Below are 16770 nucleotides of genomic sequence, written 5' to 3' on the forward strand. Positions count from 1 at the left end.
TTCCCGGGCGTTGGCGCTGCCGGGGGTTGTCGCAGTGATCGACCATACCAACCGCCCGAAGATCGCCAGTTACGACGAGCCCTACCAGGATGCCGATGCCGCGGAGGGGTCGCCGTTCCGGCCATTGTTCAATGACCATATTCTCTACAGCGGCCAGCCGCTCGCCCTGGTGGTTGCGGAAAATCTCGAGCTGGCGCGTTATGCCGGCTCGCTCGTTGAAATCAATTACGAGACCCAGGACCATCAGACCGATCTGACGATTCTGCAAAACGAAGCGCATCCGGCGCCGGCCGAATTACCCGAGCCCCGTGGGAATTTTCAGGGCGAGTACGCCAGCTCGGCGCTTAGCGTGGACGTGTCCTACAGCACGCCGGTAGAACATCACAACCCGATGGAGCCCCACGCGTCGACCGTTCTGTACCAACCCGACGGCAGCTTGCATATTCACGACAAAACCCAAGGCACGCAGAATTGCCAGGCGTATGTGCAAGAGGTGTTCGGGCTGGAAAAAGAACAGGTGCGGGTGTTTGCCGCCTACGTTGGCGGCGCTTTCGGTTCCGGGCTGCGCCCGCAGTACCAATTGCCGCTGGCGGTAATGGCCGCGCTGGCGCTCAAGCGCTCGGTGCGGGTCAGCCTGACCCGTCAGCAGATGTTCACCTTCGGCTACCGGCCCCGGACCTTCCAGCGCGTGCAGCTGGGAGCGGCGGCTAACGGACGTTTGCTCGCGGTGGCCCATAGCGCCGTCGGCCAGACGTCGCGCTTCGAGGACTTCACCGAGCATGTGGTGGAGTGGAGCGGCATGCTCTATCACTGCGATAACGTCGAGTTGAGCTACAAGCTGGTGCCCTTGGACGTTTACACGCCGCTGGACATGCGCGCCCCCGGCGCCGCCCTTGGTTTGATCGGCCTGGAATGCGCCATGGACGAGTTGGCCTGCGCCCTGGCCATCGACCCAGTCCAACTGCGTTTGATCAATTATGCCGAACGTAACGAAAACGAAGGCAAGCCGTACTCCAGCAAGGAGTTGCGCGAATGTTATGCCCAGGGCGCCCACCGTTTTGGTTGGAGCAAGCGCAACCCCGAACCGCGCAGCATGCGCAACGGTCGGCAACTGGTGGGTTGGGGGATGGCGGGCGGCGTGTGGGAAGCCATGCAGCAAAAAGCCAGCGCCCGCGCCTCACTGGACGCCAACGGCAAGTTGACCGTCAGCAGCGCAACGACTGACATCGGCACCGGCACCTACACGGTCATGACTCAAATCGCCGCCGAGGCGTCAGGCGTTTCCCTTGAGGACGTCACCTTTGTCCTGGGCGACTCGTCACTGCCCACGGCGCCGTTGCAGGGCGGTTCGTTTACCGTCTCCTCGGTGGGCACCGCCGTGCAGAAAGCCTGCGAAGCGCTCAGGGACAAATTGCTCGCCGTGGCCCGTCAGTCCTGTCCCGCCTTCAGCGGCGCGACCCTTGAGCAGGTTACGTTCATCGACGGCGAATTGCGCCTGGGCGAGGCCAGTGTCGCCCTGGCGGAGCTGGCGCAAAAAAGCGGCGACATGCCGTTGCAGGCAGAGGTTTCCACGGGGCCGGATGAAAAGCGCCAAGCCTACGCGACCGCCACGCATTCGGCGGTCTTCGTCGAGGTGTTGGTGGATGAAGACTTGGGCACGGTGAAGGTCAATCGGGTGGTCAGCGCCATCGCCGCCGGGCGGGTGGTCAATCCGAAGACTGCCCGCAGCCAGATTCTCGGTGGCGTGGTCTGGGGCGTCGGCATGGCCCTGCATGAAGAAACCCTGACCGATCACGCCCTGGGCCGTCACATGAACCACAATCTGGCCGAATACCACGTGCCGGTTAACGCCGACATCGGCGACATCGACGTGGTGTTTGTCGATGAGCAGGACGACATCGTCAACGCCCTCGGGTCCAAGGGCGTCGGTGAAATCGGCATTGTCGGCGTGGCCGCGGCGGTGGCGAATGCGATCTACCATGCCACGGGCAAGCGGGTGCGGGATTTCCCGATCACTGTGGATAAGTTGCTCTAGGCTTTTGCTTCGTCCACCGGTTCGTGCATTCGGTCACGGTTGGCCAGGGTCGGGAACAATTTAATCCAGACCCCGGTCACCAGCAGCGTGCCGACGCCGCCCATGACCACCGCTGGCACCGTGCCAAACCAGTGGGCGGTGAGGCCGGATTCGAATTCGCCCAACTGGTTCGAGGCGCCGATAAACAATCCATTTACGGCGCTGACGCGACCGCGCATTTCGTCGGGCGTTTCCAGCTGCACGAAAGAGGCGCGGATGACCATGCTGATCATGTCGGCCGCGCCTAGCACCACCAGCACCGCCAGGGAAAACCAGAACGAAGTGGAGAGACCGAACGCAATCGTGGCGACGCCGAACACGCCCACCGCCGTGAACATCACCCGGCCAACCTTGCGCTCGACGGCAAACCGCGCCAGCCACAACGACATCAGCAAGGCACCCACCGCTGGCGCCGAACGCAACAGGCCCAGGCCCCAGGGGCCGGTCAGCAGGATGTCCTTGGCGAATACCGGCAACAACGCCGTTGCGCCCCCCAGCAATACCGCGAACAGGTCCAGGGAAATCGCCCCGAGAATGTCCTGCCGGCTGCGGATGAAGCGGATACCCGCCAGCAGCGAATCCAGGGTCGCCTTGCCTTTGTTCAACGGCGTCTGCCGGGCGGGCAGGTTGAGCATCAGGCCGCAGGCGATGAGGTAGAGCAGCACGGTCGGCCCGTAGACCCAGACGTTGCCGAAGGCATACAGCAAACCGCCCAGGGCAGGTGCGACGATGGTCGCCGATTGCTGCGCCGACTGCGCAGCGGCGACGGCGCGGGGAAACAGCGCAGCAGGGACAATGCTCGGCAACAGCGCCTGGGTAGTCGGCATTTCGAAAGAGCGGGCCGCGCCGAGCAGGAACGCCAGGATGAAAATCATCTCGCGCGTGACGTTGTCGGTGGCGCTGCCGATCACCAGCGCCAGGGCAATCGTCGCTTGCAGGGATTGGCAGATGGCCGCGACCTTGCGCCGGTCATACCGATCGGCCACATGCCCGGTGTGCAGCATGAACAGCACCCGCGGTGCGAACTCGACCAGCCCTACGAGACCCAGGTCCAAGACGTTGCCGGTCAGTTGATAGAGGTTCCAGCCGATGGCCACGGTGAGCATCTGGAAACCGCTCGCCGTGAAGATCCGGGCCAGCCAGAAGGCAATGAAGGGTCGGTGGTGACGGAGCAGCAAGGGCGCTTGGCTGGGCATCTATGACGGGTCCGGTAACGTGAAGGGCGAGATTATCACCGAGCTGTAACTGGAAGTTGCGGCGGCTGGAAAAATAGTTAGCCAAACATCAATTCAAACCGCTGCGGGCTTTTGTGGGTCCGTGCAGGTCTGGGAAATCCAGACTTGGAGCGGGATTACGCCACTGAGACAACCTGTCACGCGACAAAAGACCACGCCGTCCATCGGCAAATATGGGTCTACTCTTTGAGCATTGCTTGATCCAGATCAATGCCTGCCCAGGCGTTGCGCTGGGGGCCACCCGGCCAGAATCCTGCGTTGTGACGGTTCTAAAAAAAGAACGATTTGAAAAGCATCGCACTCCATATCCCCAGGGAGCTGTGATGCAAGCCCCGCCCGCAGCCGGTTTTACCTGACAGAGGAAGACTTATGTTCGGTTTGGAGGCGCTCGATCTCGCCCGAATCCAGTTCGCATTCACAATCTCGTTCCACATCCTGTTCCCGGCCATCACCATTGGCCTGGCGAGCTACCTGGCGGTACTCGAAGGCCTGTGGCTGAAGACGCGTGACGACACCTACCGCGACCTGTACCACTTCTGGTCGAAGATATTTGCCGTCAACTTCGGCATGGGCGTGGTGTCCGGGCTGGTCATGGCCTATCAGTTCGGCACCAACTGGAGCCGCTTTTCGGACTTCGCCGGTGCGGTCACCGGGCCGTTGCTGACCTATGAGGTGCTCACGGCATTTTTCCTCGAGGCGGGTTTCCTCGGGGTCATGTTGTTCGGCTGGAACCGGGTTGGCCGTGGCCTGCATTTCTTTTCCACGGTCATGGTAGCGATTGGCACCCTGATCTCGACTTTCTGGATCCTCTCGTCCAACAGCTGGATGCAAACGCCACAAGGCTACGAAATCATCGACGGCCGGGTCATTCCGGTGGATTGGCTGGCGGTGGTGTTCAACCCCTCGTTCCCTTACCGGCTGTTGCACATGTCGGTCGCAGCCTTTGTGGCCACGGCATTTTTCGTCGGATCATCGGCGGCCTGGCATTTGCTTCGTGGCCGGGACAATCCGGCCATTCGCCGGATGCTGTCCATGGCGATGTGGATGGCCTTGCTGGTGGCGCCAGTGCAAGCGGTCATCGGCGACTTCCACGGGCTCAACACGCTCAAGCACCAGCCGGCAAAAATTGCCGCGATCGAGGGGCACTGGGAAAACGTCGGCGACGAACCGACGCCATTGATTCTGTTCGGTTGGCCAGACATGAAGGCTGAAGAAACCAAGTTCGCCGTGGAAATTCCGTACCTGGGCAGCTTGATCCTGACCCACTCACTGACCGATCAAGTGCCGGCCCTGAAGGAGTTTCCGCCCGAGGACCGGCCGAATTCGACCATCGTATTCTGGTCGTTCCGGGTCATGGTAGGGCTGGGGCTGCTGATGATTTTCACCGGCCTGTGCAGCCTCTGGCTGCGGCGTGGTGAACGGCTCTACCAATCCCGGCCGTTTTTGCACCTGGTGCTGTGGATGGGACCGTCGGGCCTGATTGCGATTCTCGCGGGCTGGTTCACCACGGAAATCGGCCGCCAACCCTGGGTGGTCTACGGCCTGATGCGCACGGCGGATGCATCCTCTGGGCATAGCTTTGCGCAAATGAGCTTCACCCTGATCATGTTCGTGGTGGTGTATTTCGCGCTGTTCGGTGCGGGCCTGAGCTACATGTTGCGCCTGGTGCGCAAGGGGCCGGTGGCTCACGAAACCGAGCCGAGCGACGGCGGCCCGGGCCAGAAACGCACCCCGGCCCGTCCATTGTCGGCCGCCAACGAAGGCGACGACGAAGTGGACCACAACGACAGCTCGCACAAGGGGAATTGAGTCATGGGTATTGATCTTCCGCTGATCTGGGCCGTGGTCATCATCTTCGGCATCATGATGTACGTGATCATGGACGGCTTCGACCTGGGGATCGGCATTCTTTTCCCCTTCGTCAAGGGCGAGCGCGACCGCGACGTGATGATGAATACCGTCGCGCCAGTCTGGGACGGTAATGAAACCTGGCTGGTGCTGGGCGGCGCCGGGCTATTCGGGGCGTTTCCACTGGCCTATTCGGTGGTGCTCTCGGCGCTGTACCTGCCGTTGATCCTCATGCTCGTCGGCCTGATCTTCCGGGGCGTGGCGTTCGAGTTCCGTTTCAAGGCCAAGGCCGAGAAGCGGCACTTGTGGGACAAGGCGTTCATCGGTGGTTCGTTGACGGCGACCTTTTTCCAGGGGGTGGCGCTGGGTGCGTTCATCGACGGTTTTGAGGTGGTCAATCGTCAGTTTGCCGGTGGCTCCCTGGACTGGTTCACGCCGTTTACGGTGTTCTGCGGCCTGGCGCTGATCGCCGCCTATGCATTGCTTGGGTGTACCTGGCTGATCATGAAGACCGAAGGCAAGCTGCAGGAGCAGATGCACCACCTGGCCAGACCGCTGGCATTCGTAGTGCTCGCCGTGATCGGTATCGTCAGTATCTGGACGCCGCTGGCCCACGCCGATATCGCGGCACGCTGGTTCACCCTGCCAAACCTGTTCTGGTTCCTGCCGGTGCCGATCCTGGTGCTTGTCACCATGTTCGGGCTGTTTCGCGCCGTGGCTCGCAACGCCAACTACACACCGTTCATCCTGACGTTGGTGTTGATCTTTCTTGGCTACAGCGGCCTCGGTATCAGCTTGTGGCCGAACATTGTGCCGCCGTCCATTTCGATCTGGGACGCCGCGTCACCGCCCCAGAGCCAGGGCTTCATGCTGGTCGGCACGCTGTTCATCATTCCGTTGATCCTGGTGTACACCTTCTGGAGCTACTACGTGTTCCGCGGCAAGGTCACCCATGACGATGGCTACCATTGACCGACCTGCGAGGTGCCGAGAATGGCCAAGCCTGACTTGAAAGACATCGAAGCCGCTGAGAAAAAGCCGTTATGGCAGCGGCTCGGCTGGCTGCTGATGATCTGGGCCGGGAGTGTGCTGGCGCTGTTCATCGTCGCCAGCCTGATGCGGATGTTCATGAACGCCGCCGGGCTGACGACTCACTGAGCGGACAAGCTATTTGCGGGCCTTGAGGATCACGAATTTTGGCGTGGCGGCGACCTGCTCGACGCCCCGGAACAACCGCGCCAGCTTGCTGTGGTAACCCAGGTGACGGTTGCCGACGATGTACAGCGCGCCGCCGACCACCAAGGCTTCGCGAGCTTGCTGGAACATCCGCCAGGCGAGGAAGTCCCCCACTACCTGCTGCTGATGGAAGGGTGGATTGCACAGCACCACGTCCAACGATTGCGGCGCTTGTCCGGCGAGTCCATCGCCGGCCCGCAGGGTCACCTCACGCTCGCCCAGGGCCGCTCGCCAGTTTTCAGCGGCCGATTGGACCGCCATGTAAGACTCATCCACTAGCGTGTAATGGGCCTGCGGGTTGTGCAGGGCACTGGCAATAGCCAGCACGCCATTGCCACAACCCAGGTCCGCCACCCGAGCTGTGCCGAGGTTTTTTGGCAGGTGCGGCAAAAAGGCGCGCGTGCCGATATCCAGACCTTCGCGACAGAATACGTTGGCATGGTTGAGCAACTCGATTTTCGGCTCATCCAACCAATAGCGAGTGGGGTAGGGGGACGCGGTGGTTGTCCTGGCTTGTGGCGTGGCAATCAACAGACGAGCCTTCTTCACCGCCAACGAGGCCTGTACCGCGCCAATGTAGCGGTCCAGCAGATCGCCAGCGGCCCGCGGCAGATGCTTGACCATCGCGGCGGCTATGACTTGAGCGCCTGGAGCCAGTTGCCCTTGCAGGCGGATCAGTTGCTCCTCCAGCAAGGCCAGGGTCTTGGGCACTTTGATCAGCACGCGGTCGAACGGCCCTGTCAACGGTTCGCTGGCGGGCACGATCGGTACCGCGTCGAAGGGCAAACCGTTGCGCAGCAGGTTTTTCTCCAATGCCTGTAGCGCAAGGAACGAGTCGCCACTGCTGGTCACCTTGACCTTGCCGGCCAGGCTCGCCGCCAGCGCGCCGAAGCCATCATTGAGCACCAGAACCCGGGCGTCCGCCCCCGGCTGCTGTTCGGCCAGGTACGCAAGCAAATACTCATCGGCTGCGTCAAATGCCTGCAGCGGTTCGTTCTGCTGCTCGGGTTGGCGGATCAGGTCGAGTTGGGCGAAGGGACTGTCGAGCAAGGGCATGGCGGGGACTCTGGCAAATCAACGGATGTCCCGCTGCCTGGGGCAGGTGTCTCAGCGGGACCGCCTGAATGAACTGCGTCGCGTGCCTGGCACGTCATCATTCAAGTGGATCCGTGGATGTTACGTTTTTTTACTGGGCATTACTCGTAGGTTTTTCAGCGGACTGTTGCGCTTTGCTGATCAGATCATGTGGATATGGGCCGCTTTGGCAACCGCCGAGATTTTGTTGGACACGTTCAGTTTTCGCATGCAGCTGTTAACGTGGAAATTCACCGTGCGTTCCGAAAGACAGAGGATCCTGCCGACTTCCGATGCCGTCTTCCCTTCGGCAGACCACCTCAACACTTCAATTTCCCGCGGCGACAAATGGACCGTCTGTGAGGAAGACTCGGTGTCAGACATGCGCCGGCCCGCCAGTGCATGCAATCTTTGGCTGGCAAAGATGGCATAGCCCAGGTTGCCATAATGCTCCTCCGGGTCGATGGGAGGTTGCATCCTCGCGAGACTGAATAGACTGTAATAGGTGCCCCGCTCCTCATGGACGGCTTGGGTCCAACCATGGCTGAGCCCTTGCTGCTCCAGTGCTCGCCATAACTCGGGAACTTCGCAAAATACATCTTCGTTCCACATAATTGGCAGGGATGAATGATTGCAATGTGCTAGTATCGGGTCACTTGCTGCGTAATCATTTTGTTTATATAGCTTGTTCCATCCATAAGGGTAGTTGTTGATATTAATCTGGTGCCTGTGGCTATCCGCAAATGTCGGGAGCGCTGTAAAGGCGCAATATTCAAATCCCTGATAATTAAAGAAATTCTGTACGAGGCGATAGGCTTTTTGCAGATCCTGTTCGCACGACAATTTTCGCAATTGCAAATCTTTCCATGCATCCATGGCGTTCTCCTGAGTGTCGTGGATCCAATTCAAAGCTGCGAAAATTAGTGTAGGAGATTTCCTAGCTCCTAGGCATTTTTTTTCTTCAGAGTTAGTTGTGCGTAAACTGGCGACGCCTCACTTTGTTTTCGATACGCTATTTAGCTTTTGTATAAGATTGATGAAGGATTTCTTTAGGAATGTTTAGCCTACGGTTAAATACCATTACTGATCGTAAGTGGTTAACGTGCTTGGTTTACGGGACAATACAGCCCTTGTCCCGTCGGAGAGGCTCATGACTGACAGCGCAGAAAAGTTCACCCGCCAAACCCTGATCGACGTGCAACCCTTGACGCCTCACCTGTTTACCCTGCGTACCACCCGGGATCGCGGCTTTCGTTTCCGCGCCGGTCAGTTTGCCCGGCTGGGGGTGGTCAAGGCGGACGGCACGGCCGTCTGGCGGGCTTATTCCATGGTGTCTTCGCCGTTTGACGAGTTTCTCGAGTTTTTTTCCATCGTCGTGCCGGACGGTGAATTCACCAGCGAGCTCAGCCGCTTGAAGCCGGGGGACAGCTTGCTGGTCGAGCGCCAGGCCTTTGGCTACCTGACCCTGGACCGTTTCGTTGACGGACGCGATTTGTGGCTGTTGTCCACCGGGACAGGGGTCGCCCCGTTCCTTTCTATCCTGCAGGACTTCGAGGTCTGGGAAAAATTCGAGCGGATCGTCCTCGTCTACAGCGTCCGCGAGTCACCGGAATTGGCCTACCAGGCCTTGATCGACGCGTTGCCCCGGCGAGACTACCTCGTCGAATACGCCCATAAATTTCGCTTCATTGCGACGGTTACCCGTGAACAACACCCTGGCGCCCTCAACGGACGAATCACCACGTTGATTGAAAATGGTGAGCTGGAGCAGGCGGCCGGTGTCGCGCTGACGCCAGAGCATTCGCGGGTCATGTTGTGCGGCAACCCGCAGATGATTGACGACACGCGCAAGTTACTCAAGGCCAGGGGCTTGCAACTGAGCCTCACGCGGCGGCCCGGCCAAGTGGCGGTGGAAAATTACTGGTAAAAAAATGGCTTCCGTGGGACGCCATTTTTGGCCCAGCGCAAATGCTCAAGGCCTCTCGTTCTGAGCCTTGAGCAGGTCGCGGATCTCGCTGAGCAGTTGTTCTTCCTTGGTCGGAACAGGCGGCGCGCTCGGAGCGACGGCCTCTTCGCGCTTCAGGCGGTTGATGGCTTTGACGCCCATGAAGATGGCGAAAGCCACGATGATGAAATCCACTGTCGTCTGGATGAACTTGCCATAAGCGAGCACCACCGCTGGGGTATTTCCCTCGGCCGCCTTGAGCGTGATCGCCAAGTCACTGAAATCCACTCCGCCGATCAGCAGGCCGAGCGGTGGCATGACCACGTCGCCAACGAATGACGAAACGATTTTGCCAAAAGCCGCACCGATGATGATCCCGACGGCCATGTCGACGACATTGCCTTTGACCGCGAAGGCCTTGAACTCGCTTAGCACGCCCATGAGTTGTTCCTTGTGACAGATGAGATTGATAGCCGCAGTGTAAGTCAGCTAAACGGGTCTTGCCTGACATGCATGCTTACAAAGCTTGCCAGTATCGACCCAGCTCCTCGCAAAAAGTTTACAAAGTGCCACCAATCGCGCGTGATACGCGGTTCGGGGCCGATTCCCCATATTGTTTTTTCTATCAGCTCGGTACGGCATTTCTATTTAGGTTTCGGTTTATCGAGCACTAGCCTCTGAAAGGCGCACATGGATGCGCTCTATAAAATCAGAGGAAACTCACATGAACACTTCCCTTGGCCTTGGTGCTTTTTCCAACCGCCATACCCTCGTTGTGCTGACCGCCAGCCTGTTTTCCCTGTCCGTCAATGCCGCCACCCTGACCCGGGATAATGGCGCGGCTGTGGGCGATAACCAGAACTCCCAGACCGCTGGCCCCAACGGTCCGACCTTGTTGCAGGATGTGCAACTGATTCAAAAACTCCAGCGCTTTGACCGTGAACGAATCCCCGAGCGTGTGGTGCACGCCCGAGGTACCGGTGCGCATGGCGAGTTTACGGTGTCCAATGACCTGAGCGATCTGACCAAGGCCAAGGTATTCGCCGCCGGTCAGGTCACGCCGGTGTTCGTCCGTTTTTCCGCCGTGGTGCATGGCAATCATTCGCCTGAGACGCTGCGTGATCCGCGAGGCTTCGCCACCAAGTTCTACACGGCCGATGGTAATTGGGACCTGGTCGGGAATAATTTCCCGACGTTCTTCATCCGTGATGCAATCAAGTTTCCCGACATGGTCCATGCGTTCAAGCCCGACCCGCGAACCAACCTGGATGATGACTCGCGCCGGTTCGATTTCTTTTCCCACGTACCGGAGGCCACCCGCACGCTGACCGAGCTGTATTCCAACTCCGGGACCCCGGCCAGCTATCGTGAAATGGACGGCAATGGCGTGCACGCTTACAAACTGATCAATGCCCAGGGCGATATCAGTTACGTTAAGTTTCATTGGAAAAGTTTGCAGGGTTTAAAAAATCTCGATCCAAAAGAAGTGGTGAAAGTTCAAGGACAGGATTACAGCCACATGACCAATGACTTGGTCACTCATATTAATAAAGGCGACTTTCCAAAGTGGGACCTGTACGTTCAGGTGCTCAAGCCACAAGACTTGTCGAAGTTTGACTTCGATCCGCTGGACGCCACCAAGATCTGGCCGGATGTGCCTGAGCGCAAGGTTGGACAGATGGTCTTGAATCGTAATCCGGCGAACGTGTTCCAGGAAACCGAACAAGTCGCGATGGCCCCGGCCAATCTGGTACCGGGTATCGAGCCTTCCGAGGATCGCCTGTTGCAAGGTCGGGTCTTCTCTTATGCCGATACGCAAATGTACCGGGTCGGGCCGAACGCGCTGCAGTTGCCCATCAACGCGCCCAAGGTCGCGGTAAACAACGGCAACCAGGACGGTGCGATGAATTTCGGCGCTACCAGTACCGGGGTGAACTACCAGCCGAGCCGCTTGATGCCGCGCGAAGAGCAACCTGCGGCGCGTTATAGCCAGTCAGCGCTGACCGGCAGCACCCAGCAAGCGAAAATCCAGCGTGAGCAGAACTTCAAGCAGGCGGGTGATCTGTACCGCTCGTTCAATCAGAAGGAGCGCAACGATTTGATCGAAAGTTTCGGTGGGTCCCTGGCAACCACCGATGATGAGAGCAAGCACATCATCCTGTCTTACCTCTACAAGGCTGACCCTGAATACGGCACCGGCGTGGCTCGTGTCGCCAAAGGCGACCTGGCGCGGGTCAAGGCGCTGGCCGAGAAGTTGAGCGACTGATCGAACTGTAGGAGCGAGCAAGCTCGCTCCTACAGTCCTGCGTCAAAAGGAGTGGCCTGATGCGTTATTTTCTTCTATCGATACTCGTGACCTGGTCGGTGGGCGTGCTGGCCGAGCAGCCTGTCCTCGCCGATCCGACGGCGGTGCGGGCGCAGTTGCATGACTATTATTTCGACGCCGCACGCCGGGGTGACGTGCCCATGCTCGATACCTTTATCGAGGCTGGTTACTCGCTGGATACCCGGGATGAGAAGGGCTACACGGCTCTGATCCTGGCGGCTTATCACGGCCACGCGCTCGCGGTGGAGCGGCTGTTGGCCGCTGGCGCCGATGCTTGCGCCCAGGATAAACGCGGCAATACTGCGTTGATGGGCGCCATCTTCAAGGGCGAAGTCCAGATCGCCCGCCGTTTATTGTCCACCGAGTGCAGCCCGGACCAACGCAACGGTGCCGGACAGACCGCTGCAATGTACGCGGGCCTGTTCAAGCGTGACGAGTTGCTCGATGCCTTGAAGGCCAAGGGCGCCGACGTGGAGGCCAGGGATCCGCTGGGCAATAGCGCGGCGGATCTGGCGAAGGGCGAAATCAGAATGCCGGCCCCGCAGTAAAGCCTGGCTAGGCTATCATCGCGGTTTTTACCCGGAGTTCAGATGGCTAAGGCAAAGCGCATGTACGGCTGCACCGAGTGCGGCTCGACCTTTCCCAAATGGGCTGGCCAATGCACTGAGTGCGGGGCCTGGAATACCCTGACCGAAACCATGGTGGAAAGCGGCGGGGCGGCGGCACCCACCGGGCGCACGGGTTGGGCCGGGCAACAAGCCCAGATCAAAACCCTGGCCGAGGTCAGCGTCGAAGAAATCCCACGCTTCTCCACCGCGTCGGGCGAACTGGATCGCGTGCTGGGCGGCGGTCTGGTGGATGGTTCGGTGGTACTGATCGGCGGCGACCCGGGCATCGGCAAATCCACCATTCTGCTGCAGACCCTGTGCAACCTCGCCACCCGCATGCCGGCACTGTACGTCACTGGCGAAGAATCCCAGCAACAGGTCGCGATGCGCGCACGACGGCTGGGGTTGCCCCAGGATCAGTTGCGCGTCATGACCGAGACTTGCATCGAAACCATCATCGCCACGGCGCGCCTGGAAAAACCCAAGGTGATGGTGATCGACTCGATCCAGACGATTTTCACCGAACAGCTGCAATCGGCACCGGGTGGCGTGTCCCAGGTGCGCGAAAGCGCGGCGTTGCTGGTGCGTTATGCCAAGCAGAGCGGCACGGCGATTTTCCTGGTCGGCCACGTCACCAAGGAAGGCGCGCTGGCGGGCCCTCGGGTGCTGGAGCACATGGTCGATACGGTGTTGTATTTCGAAGGCGAATCGGACGGTCGGCTGCGTTTGTTGCGAGCGGTGAAGAATCGTTTTGGCGCCGTCAACGAGTTGGGCGTATTCGGTATGACTGATCGGGGCCTGAAGGAAGTCTCAAACCCTTCGGCGATTTTTCTCACGCGTGCCCAGGAAGAAGTCCCGGGTAGCGTGGTCATGGCGACGTGGGAAGGCACTCGGCCAATGCTGGTGGAAGTTCAGGCGCTGGTGGATGACAGCCACCTGGCGAATCCGCGCCGGGTCACCCTGGGCCTGGATCAGAACCGGCTCGCCATGCTGTTGGCTGTCTTGCACCGGCACGGCGGCATTCCTACTCACGACCAGGATGTATTTCTCAACGTGGTGGGTGGGGTGAAGGTATTGGAGACCGCATCCGACCTGGCGCTGATGGCGGCCGTCATGTCCAGCCTGCGCAATCGGCCACTGCCGCATGATTTGCTGGTGTTCGGTGAGGTCGGGCTTTCGGGGGAAGTGCGGCCAGTGCCCAGCGGGCAGGAGCGACTCAAGGAGGCGGCCAAGCATGGCTTCAAGCGCGCTATCGTGCCCAAGGGTAACGCGCCGAAGGAAGCGCCGGCGGGGCTGCAGATCATTGCCGTGACACGCCTGGAGCAGGCGTTGGACGCGTTGTTCGAGTAGCGGCTTGTGCAGGGTTTTGGTAGCGAGGGAGCAAGCTCCCTCGCCACAGGTATCTCGGTGCCGTCAGATATGGATCAGCGCCGCCAGTTCGCGCTCCAGCTCGTCATGATCGGCCAGATTCAGTTCTACCAGCCGGCGTAGATGTGCAATGGAATCCAGGTCGATGTGTTCACAGACAAAGCCCAGGTGACCGTGGTCGTCGTGAGTCAGCCGGACTTCCATCTTGACCTCAGCCTCAGGGCTTAAATGTATATCTGCCGTGAACGGCTCCTCGGGTTTTCCGAGCCAGGGTTCGGGCTTTTCTATCAGCAGTCCCTTGAGGGACAGATCCAGGAGCTTCACGGGCCAGATAAACGGGCCCTGGCTCAGTTCGGTCTTGGCATGAAATTCGATTCGTACGAAGCGGCGACGTTCGCTCATTACGCATTTCCTCTGGAGATTCACTGACTATAGACCCTGCTGGCGCAGCAACGTGCCCGCTTGGCCATCGGCAGACGAATGTCGGGTATGGCCTTTACGCCGGTAAGCGCTAAACTCAGGCGGCTGTCTTTCTTGTCCACCCTGGCTGGAATAAAAAAATGAAAAACAATAATAGCCTGCTACGCCATCTGCCCTGGCTACTGCTGGCCGTCGTAGGCGCGTGCGCCCTTGGCGTCGTGGCCTTGCGCCGCGGAGAGCCGATCAACGCCCTCTGGATCGTCGTCGCGGCCGTGGCCATCTACCTGGTCGCCTACCGCTACTACAGCCTCTTCATCGCCAACAACGTGATGCAACTCGATGTGCGCCGGGCCACGCCCGCCGTGCTCAACAACGATGGCCTGGACTACGTCCCGACCAACAAACACATCCTCTTCGGCCACCACTTCGCGGCCATTGCCGGCGCGGGGCCGCTGGTCGGGCCGGTGCTGGCGGCGCAGATGGGCTACCTGCCCGGCACGCTCTGGCTGATCGCCGGCGTGGTGCTGGCCGGTGCGGTGCAGGACTTCATGATCCTGTTCCTGTCGACCCGCCGCAACGGCCGCTCGCTGGGCGACATGGTGCGCGAGGAAATGGGCCGCATCCCCGGCACCATCGCACTGTTCGGCTGCTTCCTGATCATGATCATCATCCTCGCGGTGCTGGCGCTGATCGTGGTCAAGGCCCTGGCCGAGAGCCCGTGGGGCATCTTCACGGTGATGGCGACCATCCCGATCGCGATGTTCATGGGCATCTACATGCGCTACATACGCCCGGGCCGCATCGGTGAAATCTCGCTCATCGGCGTGCTGTTGCTGCTCGGTTCGATCTGGCTGGGCGGGCAGATTGCCGCCGACCCGGTCTGGGCCAAGGCCTTCACCTTCACCGGGATCCAGATCACCTGGATGCTGATCGGCTACGGTTTTGTCGCCGCGGTGCTGCCGGTGTGGCTGATCCTGGCGCCACGGGACTACCTGTCGACCTTCCTCAAGATCGGCACCATCATCGCCCTGGCGATCGGCATCCTGGTGACCATGCCCGAGCTGAAAATGCCGGCGTTGACCCAGTTTACCGACGGCACCGGGCCGGTGTGGAAGGGCGGCCTGTTCCCGTTCCTGTTCATCACCATCGCCTGCGGCGCGGTCTCGGGTTTCCACGCGCTGATCTCCTCGGGCACCACGCCCAAGCTGCTGGATAACGAAACCAACGCGCGCTACATCGGTTACGGCGGCATGCTGATGGAGTCGTTCGTGGCGATCATGGCGATGGTCGCGGCCTCGGTGATCGAGCCGGGCGTGTACTTCGCCATGAACAGCCCGGCGGCGATCGTCGGCACCGACGTGGTGGCCGTGGCCCAGACCGTCAGCAGTTGGGGTTTTGCAATCACCCCCGACGCGCTGCAAGCGGTGGCCAAGGACATCGGCGAGACCACCATCCTGGCCCGTGCCGGCGGTGCGCCGACCCTGGCGGTGGGTATCGCGCAGATCCTCCACTCGGTGCTGCCGGGTGAGAACACCATGGCGTTCTGGTACCACTTCGCGATCCTGTTCGAAGCGCTGTTCATCCTCACCGCGGTAGACGCCGGCACCCGTGCCGGACGGTTCATGCTGCAGGACCTGCTCGGCTCGTTCGTGCCGGCCCTCAAGCGCACCGAATCGTGGACCGCCAACCTGATCGCCACCGCCGGCTGCGTCGCGCTGTGGGGTTACCTGCTGTACCAGGGCGTGATCGATCCGCTGGGCGGCATCAACACCCTGTGGCCGCTGTTCGGCATCTCCAACCAGATGCTGGCCGGGATCGCGCTGATGCTCGCCACCGTGGTGCTGATCAAGATGAAGCGCCAGCGCTACATCTGGGTCACGCTGCTGCCGGCGAGCTGGCTGCTGATCTGCACCACCACCGCGGGCCTGATCAAGCTGTTCGACGCCAACCCGGCGATCGGCTTCCTGGCCCTGGCGCGCAAATACAACGATGCCCTGGCCGCCGGCCAGATCCTGGCCCCGGCCAAGAGCATCGAGCAGATGCAGCACGTGGTGTTCAACGCCTACACCAACGCAACGCTGACTGTGTTGTTCCTGTTCGTGGTCTTCAGCATCCTGTTCTACGCGCTCAAGGTCGGCATCGCCGCCTGGGGCACGAAAGAGCGCACGGATAAAGAAGCGCCATTCCAGGCGCTGCCGGACGCTTGATAGAGGATTGCAACGATGTTCAATGACTTGAGTCGCCTCGGTAAATACCTCGGTCAGGCCGCGCGCCTGATGGTCGGCATGCCCGACTACGACAACTACGTCGAGCACATGCAAACCAAGCACCCCGACAAGCCGTTGATGGACTACGAGGCGTTCTTCCGAGAACGCCAGGAAGCCCGCTACGGTGGCAAGGGTGGGCCGAAGTGTTGTTGAACTGAGGTGAATCCCCTGTGGGAGCGAGCCTGCTCGCGAAAGCGGAGTGTCAGTCGATGAAGATACCGACTGACCTGACGCCATCGCGAGCAGGCTCGCTCCCACAGTTGTTTTTGGGGCAGACTCAGGATTTGCAGGTGCCACAGATCCCTTGTGGGGCAGTCTCAGAGTTTGTAGGTACCGCAGATCCCTTGTGGGAGCGAGCCTGCTCGCGAA

15 protein-coding genes are annotated in these 16770 nt (G+C 60.3%); 10 read left to right on the forward strand and 5 right to left on the reverse strand.

The genetic code is table 11. The features are described 5' to 3' along the window. On the forward strand, positions 1-2035 hold a 2035-nt coding region (locus ACE04F_RS19230; RefSeq protein WP_486109148.1), incomplete at its 5' end, for a xanthine dehydrogenase family protein molybdopterin-binding subunit. On the opposite strand, the gene ACE04F_RS19235 is transcribed toward ACE04F_RS19230, so the two are convergent. Then, complete coding sequence (locus ACE04F_RS19235; RefSeq protein ID WP_486109150.1) at positions 2032-3270, reverse strand: MFS transporter; 1239 nt, start codon at positions 3268-3270, stop codon at positions 2032-2034. The two genes, ACE04F_RS19230 and ACE04F_RS19235, sit on opposite strands and share 4 nt — an antisense overlap. 408 nt (positions 3271-3678) lie before the next feature. Here ACE04F_RS19235 and ACE04F_RS19240 point away from each other — a divergent pair, with 408 nt between their 5' ends. From ACE04F_RS19240 to ACE04F_RS19250, 3 genes are read left to right on the forward strand one after another with little or no spacing between them, the layout of a single operon-like run. Further along, on the forward strand, positions 3679-5118 hold the full coding sequence (locus ACE04F_RS19240) for a cytochrome ubiquinol oxidase subunit I (RefSeq protein WP_486109152.1): 1440 nt from the start codon (positions 3679-3681) through the stop codon (positions 5116-5118). A gap of 3 nt (positions 5119-5121) precedes the next feature. Beyond that, positions 5122-6129 carry a cytochrome d ubiquinol oxidase subunit II gene (cydB, locus tag ACE04F_RS19245; protein WP_486109154.1) on the forward strand — a complete coding sequence of 336 codons (1008 nt, stop codon included), beginning with the start codon at positions 5122-5124 and terminating at the stop codon, positions 6127-6129. Positions 6130-6150: 21 nt separating this feature from the next. After that, entirely contained in the window at positions 6151-6315 is a 165-nt protein-coding gene (locus tag ACE04F_RS19250; protein WP_486109156.1) for a DUF2474 domain-containing protein, read from the forward strand. A 9-nt stretch (positions 6316-6324) separates the two neighbouring features. Here the strand turns inward: ACE04F_RS19250 and ACE04F_RS19255 are convergent, their stop codons facing one another. Continuing rightward, entirely contained in the window at positions 6325-7449 is a 1125-nt protein-coding gene (locus ACE04F_RS19255) for a methyltransferase (RefSeq protein WP_486109158.1), read from the reverse strand. Between the two features lie 180 nt (positions 7450-7629). Next, positions 7630-8343, reverse strand: coding sequence for an autoinducer binding domain-containing protein (locus tag ACE04F_RS19260; RefSeq protein ID WP_486109159.1), 714 nt, complete (start codon positions 8341-8343; stop codon positions 7630-7632). 274 nt (positions 8344-8617) lie between these two features. On the opposite strand from ACE04F_RS19260, the gene ACE04F_RS19265 reads away from it, so the two are divergent. After that, complete coding sequence (locus ACE04F_RS19265) at positions 8618-9394, forward strand: ferredoxin--NADP reductase (protein ID WP_486109161.1); 777 nt, start codon at positions 8618-8620, stop codon at positions 9392-9394. Positions 9395-9439: 45 nt separating this feature from the next. Here ACE04F_RS19265 and mscL read toward each other — a convergent pair whose 3' ends face one another. Then, a complete protein-coding gene (gene mscL / locus ACE04F_RS19270; RefSeq protein WP_434571690.1) occupies positions 9440-9853 on the reverse strand; it encodes a large-conductance mechanosensitive channel protein MscL in 414 nt (137 codons plus the stop codon). 283 nt (positions 9854-10136) lie between these two features. On the opposite strand from mscL, the gene katB reads away from it, so the two are divergent. From katB to radA, 3 genes are read left to right on the forward strand one after another with little or no spacing between them, the layout of a single operon-like run. Continuing rightward, complete coding sequence (katB, locus tag ACE04F_RS19275) at positions 10137-11678, forward strand: catalase KatB (protein WP_486109163.1); 1542 nt, start codon at positions 10137-10139, stop codon at positions 11676-11678. Positions 11679-11737: 59 nt separating this feature from the next. Continuing rightward, positions 11738-12286 carry an ankyrin repeat domain-containing protein gene (locus ACE04F_RS19280; protein WP_486109165.1) on the forward strand — a complete coding sequence of 183 codons (549 nt, stop codon included), beginning with the start codon at positions 11738-11740 and terminating at the stop codon, positions 12284-12286. A gap of 42 nt (positions 12287-12328) precedes the next feature. Next, positions 12329-13696 carry a DNA repair protein RadA gene (gene radA, locus ACE04F_RS19285; RefSeq protein ID WP_486109167.1) on the forward strand — a complete coding sequence of 456 codons (1368 nt, stop codon included), beginning with the start codon at positions 12329-12331 and terminating at the stop codon, positions 13694-13696. Positions 13697-13759: 63 nt separating this feature from the next. Here radA and ACE04F_RS19290 read toward each other — a convergent pair whose 3' ends face one another. Continuing rightward, the gene (locus ACE04F_RS19290) at positions 13760-14116 is read right to left on the reverse strand and encodes a PilZ domain-containing protein (RefSeq protein ID WP_486109169.1); all 357 of its coding nucleotides are present in this window, start codon (positions 14114-14116) and stop codon (positions 13760-13762) included. A gap of 158 nt (positions 14117-14274) precedes the next feature. On the opposite strand from ACE04F_RS19290, the gene ACE04F_RS19295 reads away from it, so the two are divergent. Then, positions 14275-16341, forward strand: a complete 2067-nt coding sequence (locus tag ACE04F_RS19295) for a carbon starvation CstA family protein (RefSeq protein WP_486109171.1) — start codon at positions 14275-14277, stop codon at positions 16339-16341. 15 nt (positions 16342-16356) lie between these two features. Next, positions 16357-16554 carry a YbdD/YjiX family protein gene (locus ACE04F_RS19300; RefSeq protein ID WP_003201656.1) on the forward strand — a complete coding sequence of 66 codons (198 nt, stop codon included), beginning with the start codon at positions 16357-16359 and terminating at the stop codon, positions 16552-16554. Positions 16555-16770 lie beyond the last annotated feature (216 nt).

The organism is Pseudomonas sp. AGC41 (assembly GCF_057334555.1).

Excerpts from the sequence above, each read along its gene's own strand:
- ACE04F_RS19235 (WP_486109150.1), bottom strand. The coding sequence starts at position 3,270 with ATGCCCAGCCAAGCGCCCTTGCTGCTCCGTCACCACCGACCCTTCATT.
- ACE04F_RS19240 (WP_486109152.1), top strand. The coding sequence starts at position 3,679 with ATGTTCGGTTTGGAGGCGCTCGATCTCGCCCGAATCCAGTTCGCATTC.
- cydB (WP_486109154.1), top strand. The coding sequence starts at position 5,122 with ATGGGTATTGATCTTCCGCTGATCTGGGCCGTGGTCATCATCTTCGGC.
- ACE04F_RS19250 (WP_486109156.1), top strand. The coding sequence starts at position 6,151 with ATGGCCAAGCCTGACTTGAAAGACATCGAAGCCGCTGAGAAAAAGCCG.
- ACE04F_RS19255 (WP_486109158.1), bottom strand. The coding sequence starts at position 7,449 with ATGCCCTTGCTCGACAGTCCCTTCGCCCAACTCGACCTGATCCGCCAA.
- ACE04F_RS19260 (WP_486109159.1), bottom strand. The coding sequence starts at position 8,343 with ATGGATGCATGGAAAGATTTGCAATTGCGAAAATTGTCGTGCGAACAG.
- ACE04F_RS19265 (WP_486109161.1), top strand. The coding sequence starts at position 8,618 with ATGACTGACAGCGCAGAAAAGTTCACCCGCCAAACCCTGATCGACGTG.
- mscL (WP_434571690.1), bottom strand. The coding sequence starts at position 9,853 with ATGGGCGTGCTAAGCGAGTTCAAGGCCTTCGCGGTCAAAGGCAATGTC.
- katB (WP_486109163.1), top strand. The coding sequence starts at position 10,137 with ATGAACACTTCCCTTGGCCTTGGTGCTTTTTCCAACCGCCATACCCTC.
- ACE04F_RS19280 (WP_486109165.1), top strand. The coding sequence starts at position 11,738 with ATGCGTTATTTTCTTCTATCGATACTCGTGACCTGGTCGGTGGGCGTG.
- radA (WP_486109167.1), top strand. The coding sequence starts at position 12,329 with ATGGCTAAGGCAAAGCGCATGTACGGCTGCACCGAGTGCGGCTCGACC.
- ACE04F_RS19290 (WP_486109169.1), bottom strand. The coding sequence starts at position 14,116 with ATGAGCGAACGTCGCCGCTTCGTACGAATCGAATTTCATGCCAAGACC.
- ACE04F_RS19295 (WP_486109171.1), top strand. The coding sequence starts at position 14,275 with ATGAAAAACAATAATAGCCTGCTACGCCATCTGCCCTGGCTACTGCTG.
- ACE04F_RS19300 (WP_003201656.1), top strand. The coding sequence starts at position 16,357 with ATGTTCAATGACTTGAGTCGCCTCGGTAAATACCTCGGTCAGGCCGCG.